The 16,686-nt window shown below is 34.5% G+C and carries 16 protein-coding genes; all 16 read left to right on the top strand.

The window, feature by feature from the left end; genetic code table 11:
* Positions 1–84: 84 nt before the first annotated feature.
* Positions 85–1,251 (top strand): chorismate synthase, encoded by a 1,167-nt coding sequence (gene aroC / locus HMPREF2846_RS04625; RefSeq protein WP_023015191.1) that lies wholly within the window; start codon positions 85–87, stop codon positions 1,249–1,251.
* Between the two features lie 17 nt (positions 1,252–1,268).
* A complete protein-coding gene (gene aroB / locus HMPREF2846_RS04620) occupies positions 1,269–2,345 on the top strand; it encodes a 3-dehydroquinate synthase (protein WP_070625927.1) in 1,077 nt (358 codons plus the stop codon).
* 9 nt (positions 2,346–2,354) lie between these two features.
* Entirely contained in the window at positions 2,355–3,653 is a 1,299-nt protein-coding gene (gene aroA / locus HMPREF2846_RS04615; protein ID WP_070625925.1) for a 3-phosphoshikimate 1-carboxyvinyltransferase, read from the top strand.
* A gap of 9 nt (positions 3,654–3,662) precedes the next feature.
* Positions 3,663–4,910 carry a tetratricopeptide repeat protein gene (locus HMPREF2846_RS04610; RefSeq protein ID WP_070625923.1) on the top strand — a complete coding sequence of 416 codons (1,248 nt, stop codon included), beginning with the start codon at positions 3,663–3,665 and terminating at the stop codon, positions 4,908–4,910.
* A gap of 17 nt (positions 4,911–4,927) precedes the next feature.
* Positions 4,928–5,485, top strand: a complete 558-nt coding sequence (locus HMPREF2846_RS04605) for a YpiB family protein (protein WP_023015195.1) — start codon at positions 4,928–4,930, stop codon at positions 5,483–5,485.
* A 5-nt stretch (positions 5,486–5,490) separates the two neighbouring features.
* Positions 5,491–6,105: a DUF1405 domain-containing protein gene (locus tag HMPREF2846_RS04600; RefSeq protein ID WP_070625921.1), complete on the top strand. Its 615-nt coding sequence runs from the start codon at positions 5,491–5,493 to the stop codon at positions 6,103–6,105.
* A 41-nt stretch (positions 6,106–6,146) separates the two neighbouring features.
* On the top strand, positions 6,147–6,827 hold the full coding sequence (locus HMPREF2846_RS04595; RefSeq protein WP_141751864.1) for a zinc metallopeptidase: 681 nt from the start codon (positions 6,147–6,149) through the stop codon (positions 6,825–6,827).
* A gap of 124 nt (positions 6,828–6,951) precedes the next feature.
* Positions 6,952–7,269: a nucleotide pyrophosphohydrolase gene (locus HMPREF2846_RS04590; RefSeq protein WP_002480964.1), complete on the top strand. Its 318-nt coding sequence runs from the start codon at positions 6,952–6,954 to the stop codon at positions 7,267–7,269.
* Between the two features lie 35 nt (positions 7,270–7,304).
* Positions 7,305–8,435, top strand: a complete 1,131-nt coding sequence (gene bshA, locus HMPREF2846_RS04585; RefSeq protein WP_070625917.1) for an N-acetyl-alpha-D-glucosaminyl L-malate synthase BshA — start codon at positions 7,305–7,307, stop codon at positions 8,433–8,435.
* A complete protein-coding gene (locus HMPREF2846_RS04580; protein WP_070625915.1) occupies positions 8,428–9,627 on the top strand; it encodes a CCA tRNA nucleotidyltransferase in 1,200 nt (399 codons plus the stop codon). Before bshA ends, HMPREF2846_RS04580 begins: the two co-directional genes overlap by 8 nt.
* Positions 9,620–10,591, top strand: a complete 972-nt coding sequence (locus HMPREF2846_RS04575) for a biotin--[acetyl-CoA-carboxylase] ligase (protein WP_023015197.1) — start codon at positions 9,620–9,622, stop codon at positions 10,589–10,591. The genes HMPREF2846_RS04580 and HMPREF2846_RS04575 overlap by 8 nt, the downstream gene beginning before the upstream one ends.
* Before the next feature lie 15 nt (positions 10,592–10,606).
* Entirely contained in the window at positions 10,607–13,297 is a 2,691-nt protein-coding gene (locus HMPREF2846_RS04570) for a helicase C-terminal domain-containing protein (RefSeq protein WP_070625912.1), read from the top strand.
* 152 nt (positions 13,298–13,449) lie between these two features.
* Positions 13,450–14,742, top strand: a complete 1,293-nt coding sequence (asnS, locus tag HMPREF2846_RS04565) for an asparagine--tRNA ligase (protein ID WP_070625910.1) — start codon at positions 13,450–13,452, stop codon at positions 14,740–14,742.
* Between the two features lie 101 nt (positions 14,743–14,843).
* The gene (locus HMPREF2846_RS04560; RefSeq protein ID WP_002480958.1) at positions 14,844–15,521 is read left to right on the top strand and encodes a DnaD domain-containing protein; all 678 of its coding nucleotides are present in this window, start codon (positions 14,844–14,846) and stop codon (positions 15,519–15,521) included.
* The gene (gene nth / locus HMPREF2846_RS04555; protein ID WP_002480957.1) at positions 15,521–16,189 is read left to right on the top strand and encodes an endonuclease III; all 669 of its coding nucleotides are present in this window, start codon (positions 15,521–15,523) and stop codon (positions 16,187–16,189) included. Before HMPREF2846_RS04560 ends, nth begins: the two co-directional genes overlap by 1 nt.
* Positions 16,190–16,200: 11 nt before the next feature.
* On the top strand, positions 16,201–16,533 hold the full coding sequence (locus tag HMPREF2846_RS04550) for a YpoC family protein (RefSeq protein WP_070625909.1): 333 nt from the start codon (positions 16,201–16,203) through the stop codon (positions 16,531–16,533).
* Positions 16,534–16,686 lie beyond the last annotated feature (153 nt).

Raw genomic sequence — 16,686 nt, 5'->3', positions numbered from 1 at the left:
TTTAATTGTTTCTGTCCATATTTCACGTGTGCTATGATAGTAGGTATACTTATTATTACTAATTTGAAATGGAGTGATTGCATAATGAGATTTTTAACTTCTGGAGAATCCCATGGACCGCAACTGACTGTAATTGTTGAGGGCGTTCCAGCTAATTTAGCTGTAACAGCTGAAGATATCAACGTAGAAATGTTTAAACGTCAAGGCGGTTATGGTCGTGGTCGTCGAATGAAAATTGAAAAAGATGCAGTAGAAATTGTTTCTGGTGTGCGTAATGGTTATACATTAGGAAGCCCAATTACTTTTGTAGTGACAAACGACGACTTTACACATTGGAGAAATATTATGGGTGTTGCTCCTATTTCTGAAGAAGAACAAGAACAAATGAAACGTAAAATTTCAAAACCAAGACCTGGTCATGCAGACCTTGTCGGCGGTATTAAATACAATCATCGTGATTTAAGAAACGTCTTAGAGCGTTCATCTGCAAGAGAAACAGCTGCGCGTGTAGCTGTCGGTGCCTTATGTAAAATTTTATTAAAACAATTAGGTATTGATATATATAGCCGTGTCGTTGAAATCGGTGGTATCAAAGATGACGCTGAATATGATTTGGAAACAATTAAATCTCATGAAGATAGTAATGATGTTCGTGTTATCAATGAAGAAAAAGCACAAGCAATCAGAGATAAAATCGATCAAGCTAAAAAAGACGGCGATTCACTTGGTGGTGTCGTACAAGTAATTGTTGATCATATGCCAGTCGGTGTCGGCAGTTATGTTCATTACGATCGTAAATTAGACGGCAGAATTGCTCAAGGAGTAGTCGGTATCAATGCCTTTAAAGGTGTAAGCTTCGGCGAAGGATTTAAAGCAGCCGAAAAACCAGGCAGTCAAATCCAAGATCCAATTCTTTATAATGAAGAAACAGGCTATACACGTGCTTCGAACCATCTCGGCGGTTTAGAAGGCGGAATGAGCAATGGTATGCCGATTGTAGTCAACGGTGTGATGAAGCCTATCCCAACTCTTTATAAACCATTAGCTTCTGTAGATATTGAAACAAAAGAGCCATTCAAAGCTACAATTGAACGTTCAGACAGCTGCGCCGTACCAGCAGCAAGTATCGTTTGTGAACATGCAGTAGCATTTGAAATTACGAAATCATTATTAGAAGAATTCCAATCAAACTATATGGAACAACTTCAAGCACAAGTAGAAGAACGCAGACAACGTAACATTGAATTTTAAAATCAAAGGTGATTAAGATGCAACTGATGACAACATATCAAGACAATAACTATCCTATTATTATTCAGCATGATGCAATGACTCATTTAAGTACTTTTTTGTCACAATACAGAGATGTCGCTTTCATTGTTGATAAAAATGTAGCAAGTTTTCATCCAACAAAAATAGAACAAGCAACTTCAGCTATCAAATCAAATCAGATTTCACATATGATTTCAGTAGAAGGCAACGAACAAACGAAGTCCTTTTCTGTTTATGAGTCTGTGCTTGAACAACTTTTAGAAACAGGTATCACACGTAATACATGTATAGTCGCTATCGGGGGAGGCGTGGTTGGAGATTTTGCCGGATTTGTAGCTGCAACATTATTACGTGGCGTAGATTTTATACAAGTACCAACAACCATTCTTGCACATGATTCAAGCGTTGGCGGTAAAGTAGGTATCAATACGTCTCAAGGTAAAAACTTAGTAGGTGCTTTCCATCGTCCTAAAGCTGTTATATATGACTTAGACTTTTTAACATCATTACCTTATGTTGAAATCAGCAGTGGCTATGCTGAAGTATATAAACACGCATTATTGAACGGCGAAAGTGCGCTAAGTGAAATTGAAGCAGCTTATCCAAATAAAACTGCATTATCAGAACTTAACCAATTAGATGATTTCTTACTTAAAGGTATTGAAACAAAACTGAATATCGTTGTTGCTGATGAACATGAACAAGGGAAACGCAAATTCTTAAATCTTGGTCATACCTTTGGACATGCGATTGAATATCATGAGAAAATACCACATGGTCACGCAGTAATGATTGGTATCATTTATCAATTCATTGTTTCTAATCTCATTTTAGACACAAATTATGATGTCCAACACTTCGTAGATTATATGCAAAAATTGGAATATCCGCTTGATGTTGTTTTAAATGCTGAATTCCAACCTTTATTAAATTTAATGTTAAAAGATAAGAAAAACGATCAAAATGGCGTTCAGATGGTGCTCTTGTCTGAAATTGGCAAACCAGTGGTGACACATGTTGATAATACTGTGCTCAAAAATGCATTTGAACAACTACAAAACCTGTTAAAGTGAGTGAAACTAATGAGTAAAACTGAAGAAATCAATGTTCAAGGTCCTTTACGCGGTGAAATAGAAGTACCTGGTGATAAATCTATGACACACCGTGCGATTATGTTAAGTTCATTAGCAGAAGGACAATCAACTATTTATAAACCTTTATTGGCAGAAGACTGCCTACGTACAATTCAAATATTTCGCCAACTTGGTGTTGAGTTTAAAGTTGAAGATGATAAAGTAATTGTAAATTCTCCAGGTTATCAAAAATTCGTTACACCACATCAAACCTTGTATACGGGTAATTCAGGTACGACGACACGTATCATGGCTGGATTACTTAGTGGATTAGGAATTGATTCTGTATTATCTGGTGACGAATCTATCGGCAAACGACCTATGAACAGAGTCATTGATCCTTTAACTGAGATGGGCGCTGCAATTCGCGGTATTGATGGCAATTATACACCTTTAATTATCAATAAAGGACAAATTAAAGGCATCGATTATAAAATGCCAGTAGCAAGTGCACAAGTTAAAAGTGCCATTCTATTTGCGAGCTTATTTTCTGATGCGTCTTCTATAATCCACGAGATAGGTATTACACGCAACCACACGGAAACCATGTTTGCACATTATCAAATACCGATTAAAACTGATGGTATGACAATTGAAACGACACCACGTGCGATTGATTCTATTCAAGCAAGAGATTTTAAAGTACCGGGTGATATTTCATCAGCTGCTTTCTTTATTGTTGCAGCTTTAATTACACCAGACAGCGATATTACAATTCATAATGTAGGAATGAATGAGACACGTTCTGGTATTATAGATATAGTCCAGAAAATGAATGCGAACATTGAAATTTTCAATGTGACAGAAGGGGCGGAACCTACAGCTTCTTTACGCATCAAATACACACCCGATTTAAAACCACTCGACATATCAGGCGAATTAATTACACGCGCAATCGATGAAATTCCAATCGTTGCTTTGTTATGTACACAAGCACAAGGTTCAAGCGTGATTAAAGATGCAGAAGAGTTAAAATACAAAGAAACGAATCGAATTGAAACAACTTCAGATGAACTCGGCTTACTCGGCTTTGAAGTTCATCCAACCAATGATGGTTTTGTAATTCATCCATCTACATTCGAACATGCAGCAGAGGTAAGTTCTTACACTGATCATCGCATTGGAATGACCTTGGCAATTGCGTCACTATTAGGAACTGAACCGCTTCACATCAAACGATTCGATTCAGTCAACACTTCATTCCCAGAATTCTTACCTTTACTTAAATCGATAGCACAGAAAGGATAATTTGAAAGTATGGAAGATACACAAAAATTAATTGATGATATTCATCTGCAAAAAATAGATAACTTAGACAGCAGAGTTGAGCAAGCAATTTCAACAGCTGATGACGATACATTATTCATGTTAGGAGAAACACTCTATAACTATGGTTTAACTCCTCAAGGTTTAGAAGTATTCAGAGCCTTATACAATAAATATCCAAACGAACCAGAATTATTGATTTATTTCATTGATGGATTGATTTCTGAGGATAAGACAGATGAAGCTTTAGAATATTTGAGCCAAGCAGACCTGAGTACAGAACGTTTAATGTTAGAAGCAGATTTATATCAACAAATTAATATGCTTGAAGTAGCCATTGATAAAGTCCAAGAAGCGATTGAGTTAGAACCGAATGATCCCGTTCTGCATTTCGCCCTTGCTGAATTGATGTACTTCGATGGGCAATATTTACGTGCGTCTGCAGAATATGAAACAGTTCTAGAAACTGGTGAATATATGGTAAACGGGGTCAACTTGTATGCACGACTTGCAGATAGTGCTTTACAAAGCGGTAACTATGACGACGCAATTAAATTATATGACGACATTCATGAGCAAGACATGACCCCAGAAGACTTTATGAAGAAAGCATTAGCATATGAAAAAAATGAATTAGTTCAAGAAGCCATTAAAATTATGAGCACATTAATGGAAAAAGACCCTGATTACATTCAAGGCTATTTTTATCTCCAACAGCTTTATTTACATCAAAGAGATTATAAGTCAGCCATTGAAGTCGGTCACGAAGGTTTACGACTTAATGCTTTTTACAAAGAGCTAATGTTATCAACAGGTAAACTCGAATTAGATCAAGGAGATGCTGAAAAAGGGGTAAAACTCTTACTTAACGCATTAGAAGTAGATAACGCTTATCAAGAACCTTTAATTGAACTTAGCAGCTATTATCGTACTAAAGAAGATAATGAATCGATTATCGCGCTCTTACAATATGCGAGCGAAGACGATTTAGATCCTCGCTTTATGTGGAACTTAGCTTATGCGTTAGGGGCAGAAGAACGTGATAAAGAAGCGCAGCATTTCTTCGATCTCGCTTATCCTACATTTGAAAATAATCCTGATTTCTTAGGAGATTATTACTTCTTCTTAATTGAAACAGGACAAATTGCACAAGCTAAACAATTGTTACCTAAATTATTAGAACTTGATCCAAACAATGATGAATGGCAACAAGAAGCTGAACGACTGCAATACGATTAAGGTGTTGGTGAATTTTAATGAGAGATTATGAAAGTTTAAATCTGCAGAAGAAAAACTTGATTGATTATTTACTCTTTCAATATGAATTTAAATCTAGAATCAGCGTATGGGTATTGAATTTAATCAAGTCTGATATTCAGCGTTTAGAGAGCGTATATTTTGTAGATGAACCATTATCACATCGTAATACACTTGAACTTGCGGTGAATGAAACCTCAAGTATTGGAATTAAACTTACGCTTGATCAGAAGCAGTATCATAATACCAATGAAATCTTCCGTCTTGTCGCATACGATAAGCCTGTGTTGGATATCAAAATTCATATCCCTAAAAGAGATATACGTATTGATGAAATTTTATTAGCACAATTGTTAACTTCACCAGAATATACGTCTCATTTGAGCGATCTGCATGCGGTCACAACGACACCGCAGGCTGAATTATCATTGATTCACCGTCTACAAAATACAATAGATTTAAGCTTGCAAATCAATGATCCTGAATACTTTTATCGACTGTCTCACTTATTAAATACGATTAAAGCGAAATCTTATAATTTCCCAACAAAGGAATGAAAGCGATGAGTATCTTGCAGTGGTGGAGATGGGCGTTATATGCACGCCCATTTCTTTTATTAGTTTTAGTTTGTAATATTTTAGGTACAATTTACGGTTACATATGGTATCGCAGTCAGTTAAAAGAAGCTGCATGGTATTATTGGATATTTATTCCAGATAGTCCCACAGCTTCGCTCTTTTTGTGTATTGCCATTTTGTTGTTCTTGTTGAATAAACAGTGTTCTATCATAGAAGCATTAGCATTTATGACGCTCATCAAGTATGGTGTATGGGCTGTTATCATGAATTTGATTTTATTTTATCAATACGATGAAATTACAATCAGCGGGATGATGTTATTAGTGTCACATGGCATCATGGCATTTGAGGCCATATTATTTTATCCACGCTTCAAAATCACTTTAGGTGCAGGTCTCATTGCGATTATTTGGATATTCCATAATGACTTAATAGACTATGTCTTTATGCAGTTTCCATACTATCCGTTTATCGATACGCATTTAGAACTTGTTGCATATATTGCGTTTATATTAAGTACGCTATGCATCATTTTATATTTTTATTTAAAACCTTTGATACGACGCAAATTAATTGACCAAAGTTTACGTTCTCAGTAAAATAATGTTATAAAGGAGTGAGCATTTTGTCTTTAGTAAGTATGATAATTTATTTTGCAATATTAATGATTTTGCCGCTTTGGGCACAACATAAAGTTAAGTCTAACTACGAAAAATATTCACAAGTCAGATCGACAAGTGGTAAAACTGGACGAGAAGTGGCTGAAGAAATATTACACGCCAATGGTATCAATGATGTTGAAGTACTAGAAGGTCAAGGTTTCTTATCAGACCACTATGACCCGACTAAAAAAGTAATTCGTTTATCTCCTGCGAACTACAATCGTCCAAGTGTTGCTGCAACAGCGATTGCGGCACACGAAGTAGGGCATGCGATTCAAGACGCTCAAGGTTATTTCTACTTGAGATTCAGACACGCATTGTTCCCATTAGCTAATATCGGTAGCAGCTTGTCATACATTATAATTATGGCAGGTATCGTATTAACGTCGATGCAAATACCAATGGGTTCTACAGCGTTATGGATTGGGATTTTCTTAATGGCATTTGCAGTGTTATTCTCAATCATCACTTTACCTGTAGAATTTGATGCAAGTAAACGTGCGATGAATAATATCAAATCATTGCATATCGTTAATGACAAAGAATATAAACATGCACGCAAAGTATTGAGTGCTGCAGCAATGACATATGTAGCTTCAACAGCTGTTGCAGTTGCAGAATTATTAAGATTTATCTTAATTGCACGCTCAAGCGATTAATTTAATAAAGTAATGAAACCTTGCTCTCGCAGCAAGGTTTTTTATTTTGTTGAGATTGCACTTAAAATGCATAATAAAAAAATATAAGATATACTAGGAGTTAAGATGTAAGGAGATGAAATGCATGAAAACTATGTCAGAAATGCAAAAAGAAGTCGATGCATATATCGGCCAATTTAAAGCTGGTTATTTCTCACCCCTTGCGAATTTAGCACGTTTAACAGAAGAAGTCGGGGAGCTTGCTAGAGAAATCAACCATGTATATGGAGAAAAGAAAAAGAAAGATACTGAAGAGGAAAATACGATTAAAGCTGAACTCGGAGACAACCTGTTCGTTTTATTATGTATCGCAAATTCTTTAGATATCGATATGACCGAAAGTTTTGATGAAACAATGCATAAATTTAATACACGAGATAAAGATCGTTTTGAACGTAAATAAAACTATATAGAGAGATAAAGGAGAGTCGGTTTGAAATGAAGATAGGAATTACATGTTATCCTTCTATGGGAGGTTCAGGTATTATCGCAACTGAACTTGGGATAACACTTGCTGAAAGAGGGCATGATGTCCATTTTATCACTTCAAACTTACCGTTTCGTATTAGAAAACCACTTCCAAATATTACTTTCCACCAAGTAGAAGTAAACCAATATGCAGTTTTTCAATATCCACCTTATGATATCAGTTTAAGTACAAAAATCGCATCTGTAATTCGTGAATATGATTTAGATATCCTACATATGCATTATGCAGTGCCTCATGCGATTTGCGGCATATTAGGACATCAAATGTCTGGTAAAGACGTCAAAATCATGACGACTTTGCATGGTACAGATATTACAGTGCTTGGTTTTGATCATTCTCTTAAAGATGCGATTAAATTCGGTATTGAAAATAGTGACGTTGTAACAAGTGTAAGTAAATCATTAGCACATCAAACGCAAGAAATCATCGGTACTGATAAAGAAATCATACCGATTTATAACTTTGTCAGAGAAATTGATTTTCCGACAAAACGAAACGATGCATTGAAAAAAGTTTATGGTATCAAACCTGATGAGAAAGTATTGATTCATGTTTCGAACTTTAGACAAGTCAAACGTATTGATACGATTATTGAGACTTTCAAAAAAGTGCATGATCAAATACCATCGAAATTACTATTACTAGGTGATGGACCAGAGTTAATGGAAATGAAACGTTTAGTACGTGAACTAGATATTGAAGATGATGTCATGTTTTTAGGAAAACAAGAATTTGTAAATCAATTTTATCAAATGTCTGATTTAGTACTCTTGTTAAGTGAAAAGGAAAGTTTTGGTTTAACTTTATTAGAAGCGATGAAAACAGGTGTTGTACCCATCGGTTCAACGGCTGGCGGTATTAAAGAAGTGATTAAACATGAAGAAACAGGCTTTATTGTTGATATTGGAGATAGCGATAAAGCGAGTGAATATGCGATTAAGTTATTAACGGATGATACGTTGTATCAACGTGTTCGCGAACAAATGCTGAAAGACGTGACAGAACGTTTCAACTCTGAGTTAATCGCAGATCAATATGAATATTATTACAACCAAATGTTAGAGGAAAATCATGAATAAAGACTTATTTTTAAAAGCTGCACCTATTTTAAACCAAATACAAGAGAATGGATTTGAAGCCTATTATATTGGTGGATCGGTCCGTGATTATTTAATGAACCGTCCTATTCACGATATTGATATTACTACTAGCGCTTCTCCCGATGAAATCGAATCCATATTTGATCATACGATCCCAATTGGTAAAGAACATGGAACGATTAACGTGGTTTATCGAAATGAAAATTATGAAGTAACCACATATCGTGCCGAAGGTGAATACAAAGACCATAGACGGCCAGATGAAGTTTATTTTGTACGTGATTTATATAAAGATGTAGAGCGTAGAGACTTCACAATGAATGCGATTGCGATGGATACTGATTTTACCATTAGAGACTATTTCGGCGGATATGAAGATATTAAACAAAAACGAATTATTACAGTAGGACCTGCAGAAGAGCGTTTTACTGAAGATGCTTTGCGCATACTACGAGGCTTACGCTTTAAATCGCAATTAGGGTTTGACATAGAAGATGCCACATACAATGCGATGAAAAATCGTATGGCTGATACTGCCTATTTGTCCATCGAAAGAATCATAGTGGAGTTAACGAAACTACTAAATGGTAAAGATGTCGCACACGTTTATCCATTATTACTTGAACTGAATTTCTTTGATTATGTGCCATTTTTCAAAAATTATAAGATGTCACACATTCATATTTGCGAACCAATTTCATTAGAATTAATGCTTGCGGTAATGATGTTTAAACAACCTGAAAATAATGGTGCTTTAACAAAACTAAAAATTAGTAACGATATGAAAAAGAAGGTAAAAATGTATTGTAGTATTTTTGAAAAGCTAGAAACACTTTCAGATAAAAAAGCATTGCGTCTTTTGGTTTACGACTACGGCTTGCGTGTATTATCTTATATATTGTCGATGCATGAAACACTGAATGAAAACAGGATTTATTTAGGTCATCCTTTAATAATAAATCAAGAATCAATTAAAGAGATTGACAAGGACTTAGTGATTTCTAAAAGAAGTGATATCGCTATCAATGGTAAAATCATATTAGAAACATTAAATCGAAAAGGCGGCCCATGGTTAAAAGATATACTAAGAAAAATAGAATGTGCGATTATCAATCATGAGTTGCAAAATGAACAAAGTGAAATCATAAAATGGGTGAAAGCAAATGTCTAAATATAGTCAAGATGTCGTTAAAATGTTATATGATAATCAACCAGAATATATATCTGGTCAAATGATAGCAGAACAGTTACAAATTTCGAGAACTGCTGTTAAAAAAATTATAGATCAATTAAAAGCAGAAGGGTGTGTTATTCACTCTGTTAATCATAGAGGCCATCAATTAGAACAGCTTGCGGATACTTGGTATCCTGGTATTGTAGAGCAAATTGTGGATGCACAAGGTTTTTTCGATGATGTCTATGTTTATGATACGATTGATTCGACACAGCTTGCTGCGAAACAAAAAATGGTTGGACATCAAAACGCAATGTTAGTGTTGAGTAATGAACAAACGAAAGGGCGTGGCCGTTTCAACCGTTTTTGGGACTCAGCAAAAGGGAAAGGTCTATGGATGAGTGCAGTATTTCGTCCTAAAGTTCCTTTTTCTTTAATCACTACATTTAATTTATTTATGGCTTTAGCAATTCGCGAATCTATCCAACCATTTTCAAACGATAAAGTTGAAATCAAATGGCCGAACGATATTTATATCGGTTCGAAAAAAGTATGTGGTTTTTTAACGGAAATGTCCGCAAACAGTGATGGTATAGAAGCTGTTATATGTGGTATCGGTATCAATATGAATCAACATGCTGACGAATTCCCAGAAGAGATTGCACATCGTGCCACAAGCATTTTTGAACATGCCGATCAAAAAGTAGACCGTTATGCATTTTTAGATACATTATTAAAAAATATGAAAAAACGTTATATTCAATTCTTAACCGTACCATTTGAATCTATTAGAGACGAATATAGAACACACTCGAATATCTGGCATAGAACATTGAAATTCACAGAAAATGATGAACAGTTCAGTGGTCAAGCGATAGATATCGATAAAGATGGTTTCTTATTAGTCGTAGATGAAGCAGGTACAAACCACCGTTTAATGAGTGCAGATATAGATTTATAGAAAGGAGGCGATCGTGTGAGTCAAACTACTTATGCAGTGGTAGATTTAGAAACGACAGGTAACCAGAAGGATTATGATGAAATCATCCAAATCGGTATTACATTTGTACGTAATTATGAAATTGTCGGCTCATACCACTCTTTAATAAAGACAGACTTAGAAATTCCGCCTTTCATTCAGGCACTCACGTCAATCGAAGACGCTATGTTAACACAAGCGCCATACTTTCATGAAATTGCAGATGAAGTTTATGAAGTCTTGAAGGATTGTGTGTTTGTTGCACATAATGTCTCTTTTGATTTGAACTTCTTAAAAAATGCATTTAGAAAATGTAATATTACTTATCATCCAAGAAAAACGATTGATACTGTAGAATTGTTTAAAATTGCATTTCCAACGGATAAAAGCTATCAGCTGAGTGAATTAGCAGAAAATCATAATATTCCACTGAATAATGCTCATCGCGCTGATGAAGATGCGGCTACTACAGCAAAATTAATGGTTAAAGCTTTTAATGTATTGAACGCATTACCGACTGATACATTGAAACAACTTTATTACTTAAGCAAAGATTTAAAATATCAGTTACATGATGTATTGTTTGAAATGGTTAGACATCATGGCGATCAGCCATTAGATAATCAATACGCTCAATTTGAACAAATCATTTACAGAAAACAAGTCGATTTCAAAGCACCTTCCATTGATTTTGAAGGTTCAACTGAAGACTTTTATAAAAAGGTCATTGACGCTTTGGGGTTCACATATCGACCAAAGCAACTTTATTTAACAGAAATTATTTTAGATCAACTCATGCATAATGATAAAGCATTGATTGAAGCACCCTTAGGTTCAGGTAAATCTATTGCGTATTTAATTGCAGCACTGATGTATAATATTGAAACTAAACAACATGTCATGATTTCAACAAATACTAAGTTATTGCAAAATCAGTTATTAGAACATGAAATACCTACACTAGAAAAAGTACTTGGTTACCGTATCAATGCGGCGATTATCAAAAGTAAACGTGAATATATTTCTTTAGGACTCATCAGTCAAATCCTTAAAGACGAAACACAAAACTACGATGTAACTTTACTTAAAATGCAGTTGTTGATATGGATTACCCACACAGAAACAGGGGACATTCAAGAGCTTAATCTTAAAGGCGGACAAAAGATGTATTTAGAGCAAAAAGCTGAAACTTATGTGCCGGTCCGTCATGATATTCATTACTATAATTTCTTAAAACGTAATGCACAAAATATCCAAATTGGTATAACAAATCATGCGCATTTAATACATGCTTCTCAAGAAAATAGTATTTATCAATTGTTTGAAGACTGTATTATCGATGAAGCACATCGCTTACCAGATTATGCATTAGACCAAGTCACAAATGAACTCAGCTATTCAGATATTAAATATCAACTAGGTTTAATCGGTAAGACTGAAAATGAAAAACTATTAAAGGCAGTAGATCGTCTTGAACAAAAACGTATCTTAGAAAGATTAGATATTCCACCGATTGATGTTTTTGGACTTAAAACCGCAGTAAATGATATTCATGAATTGAATGAACAATTATTTACGACAATCTTCGATATTATCCATGATTCTACGATTCATGATGATGATAATCATAAGATTCATTTTGTAAATCAATTTGATAAAGCGCCGATATTAAAAGATATCCATGAGATTATCCATAAATTGAACTTAACGTTAGAATACTTTAATGGCATGAGTCATAAAACTATCAAATCAATTCGTAAACATTTACTGTACATCAATGACCACTTCCGTGCGATTGAACAAAGTTTAAAAGCAGATCACACATGCTTTTTATCCATTAAAAATTTAGAACAGAAATCAACGATTACGATTTATGTGAAGGATTATAAGGTGAAAGATATACTTTCACATCAAATTTTAGACAAGTTTAATGCCTTAACTTATATTTCAGGCACGTTAACTTTTAATGGATCCTTTGAAGCTTATAAAAAGTGGTTTAACCAAGATGCTGAATTCAACACGTATATTATTGACGATGTAGTTGATAACCAAAATAAAGCAACTATCTTTATTCCAAATGATGTTGAGCCTTATCATTATCGTGATGTAGAAAAATATGAGCACGCGATTGTCAGTTATATTACTGAATATGTAAATATGACTGAATCTAAATGTTTAGTGCTCTTTACAAGTTACAAAATGATGTATCATGTTCAAGAATTATTAAATGACTTACCTGATTTTGAAGATTACATTATCTTGTCACAGCAAAACAATAGTCAAAACTATAAAATAGCGCAACAATTCAACAGCTTTGATAAAGCAATCTTATTAGGAACAGGAACATTCTTTGAAGGCTTTGATTTTCAAGGTGACGGCATTAAATGTGTCATGATTGCAAAACTGCCGTTTATGAATCAGAACAATACGAAATACTGGTTGATGGATTCAGAGTTTGTCTCCACGTTTAAAGACTATGTGCTGCCTGATGCAGTCATTCGTTTCAGACAAGGATTAGGGCGTTTAATTCGAAACGAAAATGATAAAGGCATCATTGTTTCCTTTGATGACCGCTTAATCAAAAGTAATTATCAGCATTTCTTTATGCATACGTTAAAAGCATTCAATCAGCAAATCGGTAATCTGCAAAAGTTCAGTAAAATATTAAAGCGATTAACCGCACAATAGAGTTTATCAACTAGAAGAAAACGCATTTATTTGATAAAATATATACGGGTTAAAAGTTAATCAAATGCTCAAAGCAACTTGATAAAATTAGAAGTTTCGAGCAATCATTAATTCTCTAATAAATGTCAAAAAGAAGTATAGGAGTTTGAATAATGAAGACTACAATCAAAGAAGCAAAGAACTACATTGGTCAAGAAGTCACAATTGGCGCTTGGCTTCAAAACAAACGTTCTAGCGGTAAAATTGCATTCTTGCAATTACGTGATGGAACTGGATTCATGCAAGGTGTCGTAGTGAAATCTGAAGTAGATGAAGATACATTTGCGACAGCTAAAAACTTAAATCAAGAATCATCAATGTACATTACAGGTACAATTACAGAAGATAATCGTTCAGATTTAGGTTATGAAATGCAAGTTAAATCTATTGAGATTATTCATGAAGCACATGATTATCCAATCACACCAAAAAATCACGGTACAGAATTCTTAATGGATCACCGTCATTTATGGTTACGTTCTAAAAAACAACATGCAGTGATGAAAATCCGTAATGAAATTATTCGTGCAACATACGAATTCTTCCACGATAACGGATACGTTAAAATTGATCCACCAATTTTAACAGCAAGTGCACCAGAAGGTACAAGTGAATTATTCCACACTAAATATTTCGATGAAGATGCCTTCTTATCACAAAGTGGTCAGCTTTATTTAGAAGCAGCAGCAATGGCATATGGTAAAGTTTTCTCATTCGGTCCGACATTCCGTGCTGAGAAATCTAAAACACGCCGTCATTTAATCGAATTCTGGATGATTGAAGGCGAAATGGCTTTCTATAACCACGACGACAGTTTAGAAGCACAAGAGCAATACGTTGCTCATGTTGTTCAATCTGTACTTAAGAATTGCGCCTTAGAACTTAAAATCTTAGACAGAGACACTTCTAAACTTGAAAAAGTTAAAACACCATTCCCACGTATCACATATGATGATGCAATCGAATACTTAAAACAAGAAAGATTTGATGACATCGAGTGGGGTGAAGACTTTGGTGCACCGCATGAAACAGCGATCGCAAACCATTATGATTTACCAGTATTTATCACAAATTATCCTACAAAAATCAAACCATTCTATATGCAGCCAAATCCAGACAATGAAGACACAGTCTTATGTGCTGACTTAATCGCACCTGAAGGTTATGGTGAAATTATCGGTGGCTCTGAACGTATTAATGACTTAGAATTATTAGAGTCACGTATCGAAGAACATGGTTTAGATAAAGAAAGCTATGAGTACTATTTAGACTTACGTCGTTATGGTTCAGTACCTCACAGCGGCTTCGGTTTAGGTTTAGAAAGAACAGTGGCATGGATTTCTGGCGTAGAACACGTTAGAGAAACAGCACCATTCCCACGCTTATTAAACCGTTTATATCCATAAACAATTCTATGATTTGAATGAAAAATAAATGGGTCCAGTCATGTGTGTAAACGATGACTGGACCATTTCAATAGGTAAAATATCAAAAAAGGAGGGTCACTTTGGATATAGAATTACTTAGAAAACGCCCCGTTGTTATTAGAAGAGAATTACTCGATCACTATGCTGACATGGGATTATCAGAAACTGATTTAATCATCTTATTAAAATTAATTTATGAATATGAGCATTCAAATAAACAACCTTCTATTTCATATCTTAGTAAAGGTACAACGATGAAGGAACGTGAAGTGACAGGTGTTATTCAGCGTCTAATTCAATTAGACTTATTAGATTTAACAGTACAAAAAGATGAAGAAGGACGTTTTGCGGAATTTATGAATCTAGATGGTTTTTATCAATCTTTCAGTAAAATTTTAAAATCCCAAGAAACACAACAACGTGAAATGAATAACCAAGAGTCCTTTAAGTCATTATTCCAAATGATTGAAAGCGCATTTGGCCGTCCTTTATCACCCATTGAAATTGATACATTAAATCAGTGGATTGACGTTGATCACCATGATATTTCAGTGATTCAAGCTGCGGTGAATGAAGCATTGAGTCAAGAAAAAATGAGCTTTAAATACATTGATAGAATCCTATTAAATTGGAAGAAAAACAACGTTAAAACAGTGGAGGACTCTAAAAAGATCAGTAGTCAATACCATACACCGCAAATGAAACATACAGTCAAAAGCATTCCGAAATTTGACTGGTTGAATCAGGAGGAATCATAATGTTAAGTAAGAAAAAAGCATTAAGTATGATAGATGTCATTGATGAAATGTTTCCAGATGCAGAATGTGAGCTTAAACATGATAATCCATTTGAATTAACCATTGCGGTGTTGCTATCTGCACAGTGTACAGACGTATTAGTTAATAAAGTAACACGTGAGTTATTTAAAAAGTATAAAACACCACAAGATTATTTGGATGTCAGTTTAGAAGAACTGGAACAAGATATTCGCTCAATCGGGTTATATCGTAATAAAGCCAAAAACATTCAAAAGCTATGCCGATCACTTATCGATAAATTTGATGGCAAAATACCTAATAATCGTACAGATTTAGAAAGTCTTGCAGGTGTTGGTCGAAAAACTGCGAATGTTGTATTAAGTGTCGCATTCGGTGTTCCAGCGTTAGCAGTTGATACACATGTAGAACGTGTTTCTAAAAGATTAGGTATTAATCGATGGAAAGACAGCGTCAAAGAGGTAGAAGAGCGCCTGTGTTCAATTATTCCAAAAGAAAGATGGAATCAAAGTCATCATCAACTGATCTTCTTTGGACGTTATCACTGTTTAGCACGTGCACCGAAATGTGATATTTGTCCTTTATTCGATGATTGTAGAGAAGGGCAGAAACGATATCGTGAAAAACTAAGAAAAGAAGCTAAAGCATAAGAGGTGATTTTTTGATTACAAAATCTGATTTTGAAGCTTTAGAAGCCCAAATTGATGTCTTTGCGAAAAAGAAACAATTAACATCAGACCAAGGAAAAACGTTACTTGATGAATATTTAACTTTAATCGAACACTATTTTTGTCAGATTAACAATGTTGAAACAATTGATTACGATAAATTAGATACTTATCCAGTTGTGCCCATTAATTTCCAAGAACGATTTGATTATATTCATCAACGAAAACATCACTTTATGGGCTATCGTCAGATGAAAACACTCATCAGTGAACTCATTAAAATGAACGCAGCGTATAAAGCAAGACAAGCACATCAAAAACGCTAATAATTTAAATGAAAATGATAAAAGACATGTTTGAATTTCTTGTTCAAACATGTCTTTACATATTATTAAGTATAGAAAAAGTGCAGTGCTCAGAAGTTTGAGTCACTGCACCTTTATTATTTGGCTCTATACTATTTAGGACTGGTGATAATC

Source organism: Staphylococcus sp. HMSC056G08, assembly GCF_001812305.1.
Lineage (GTDB): Bacteria > Bacillota > Bacilli > Staphylococcales > Staphylococcaceae > Staphylococcus > Staphylococcus simulans.
Note: the sequence above shows the minus strand (reverse complement) of the source record. Positions and strands in the feature narration are given on the sequence as shown.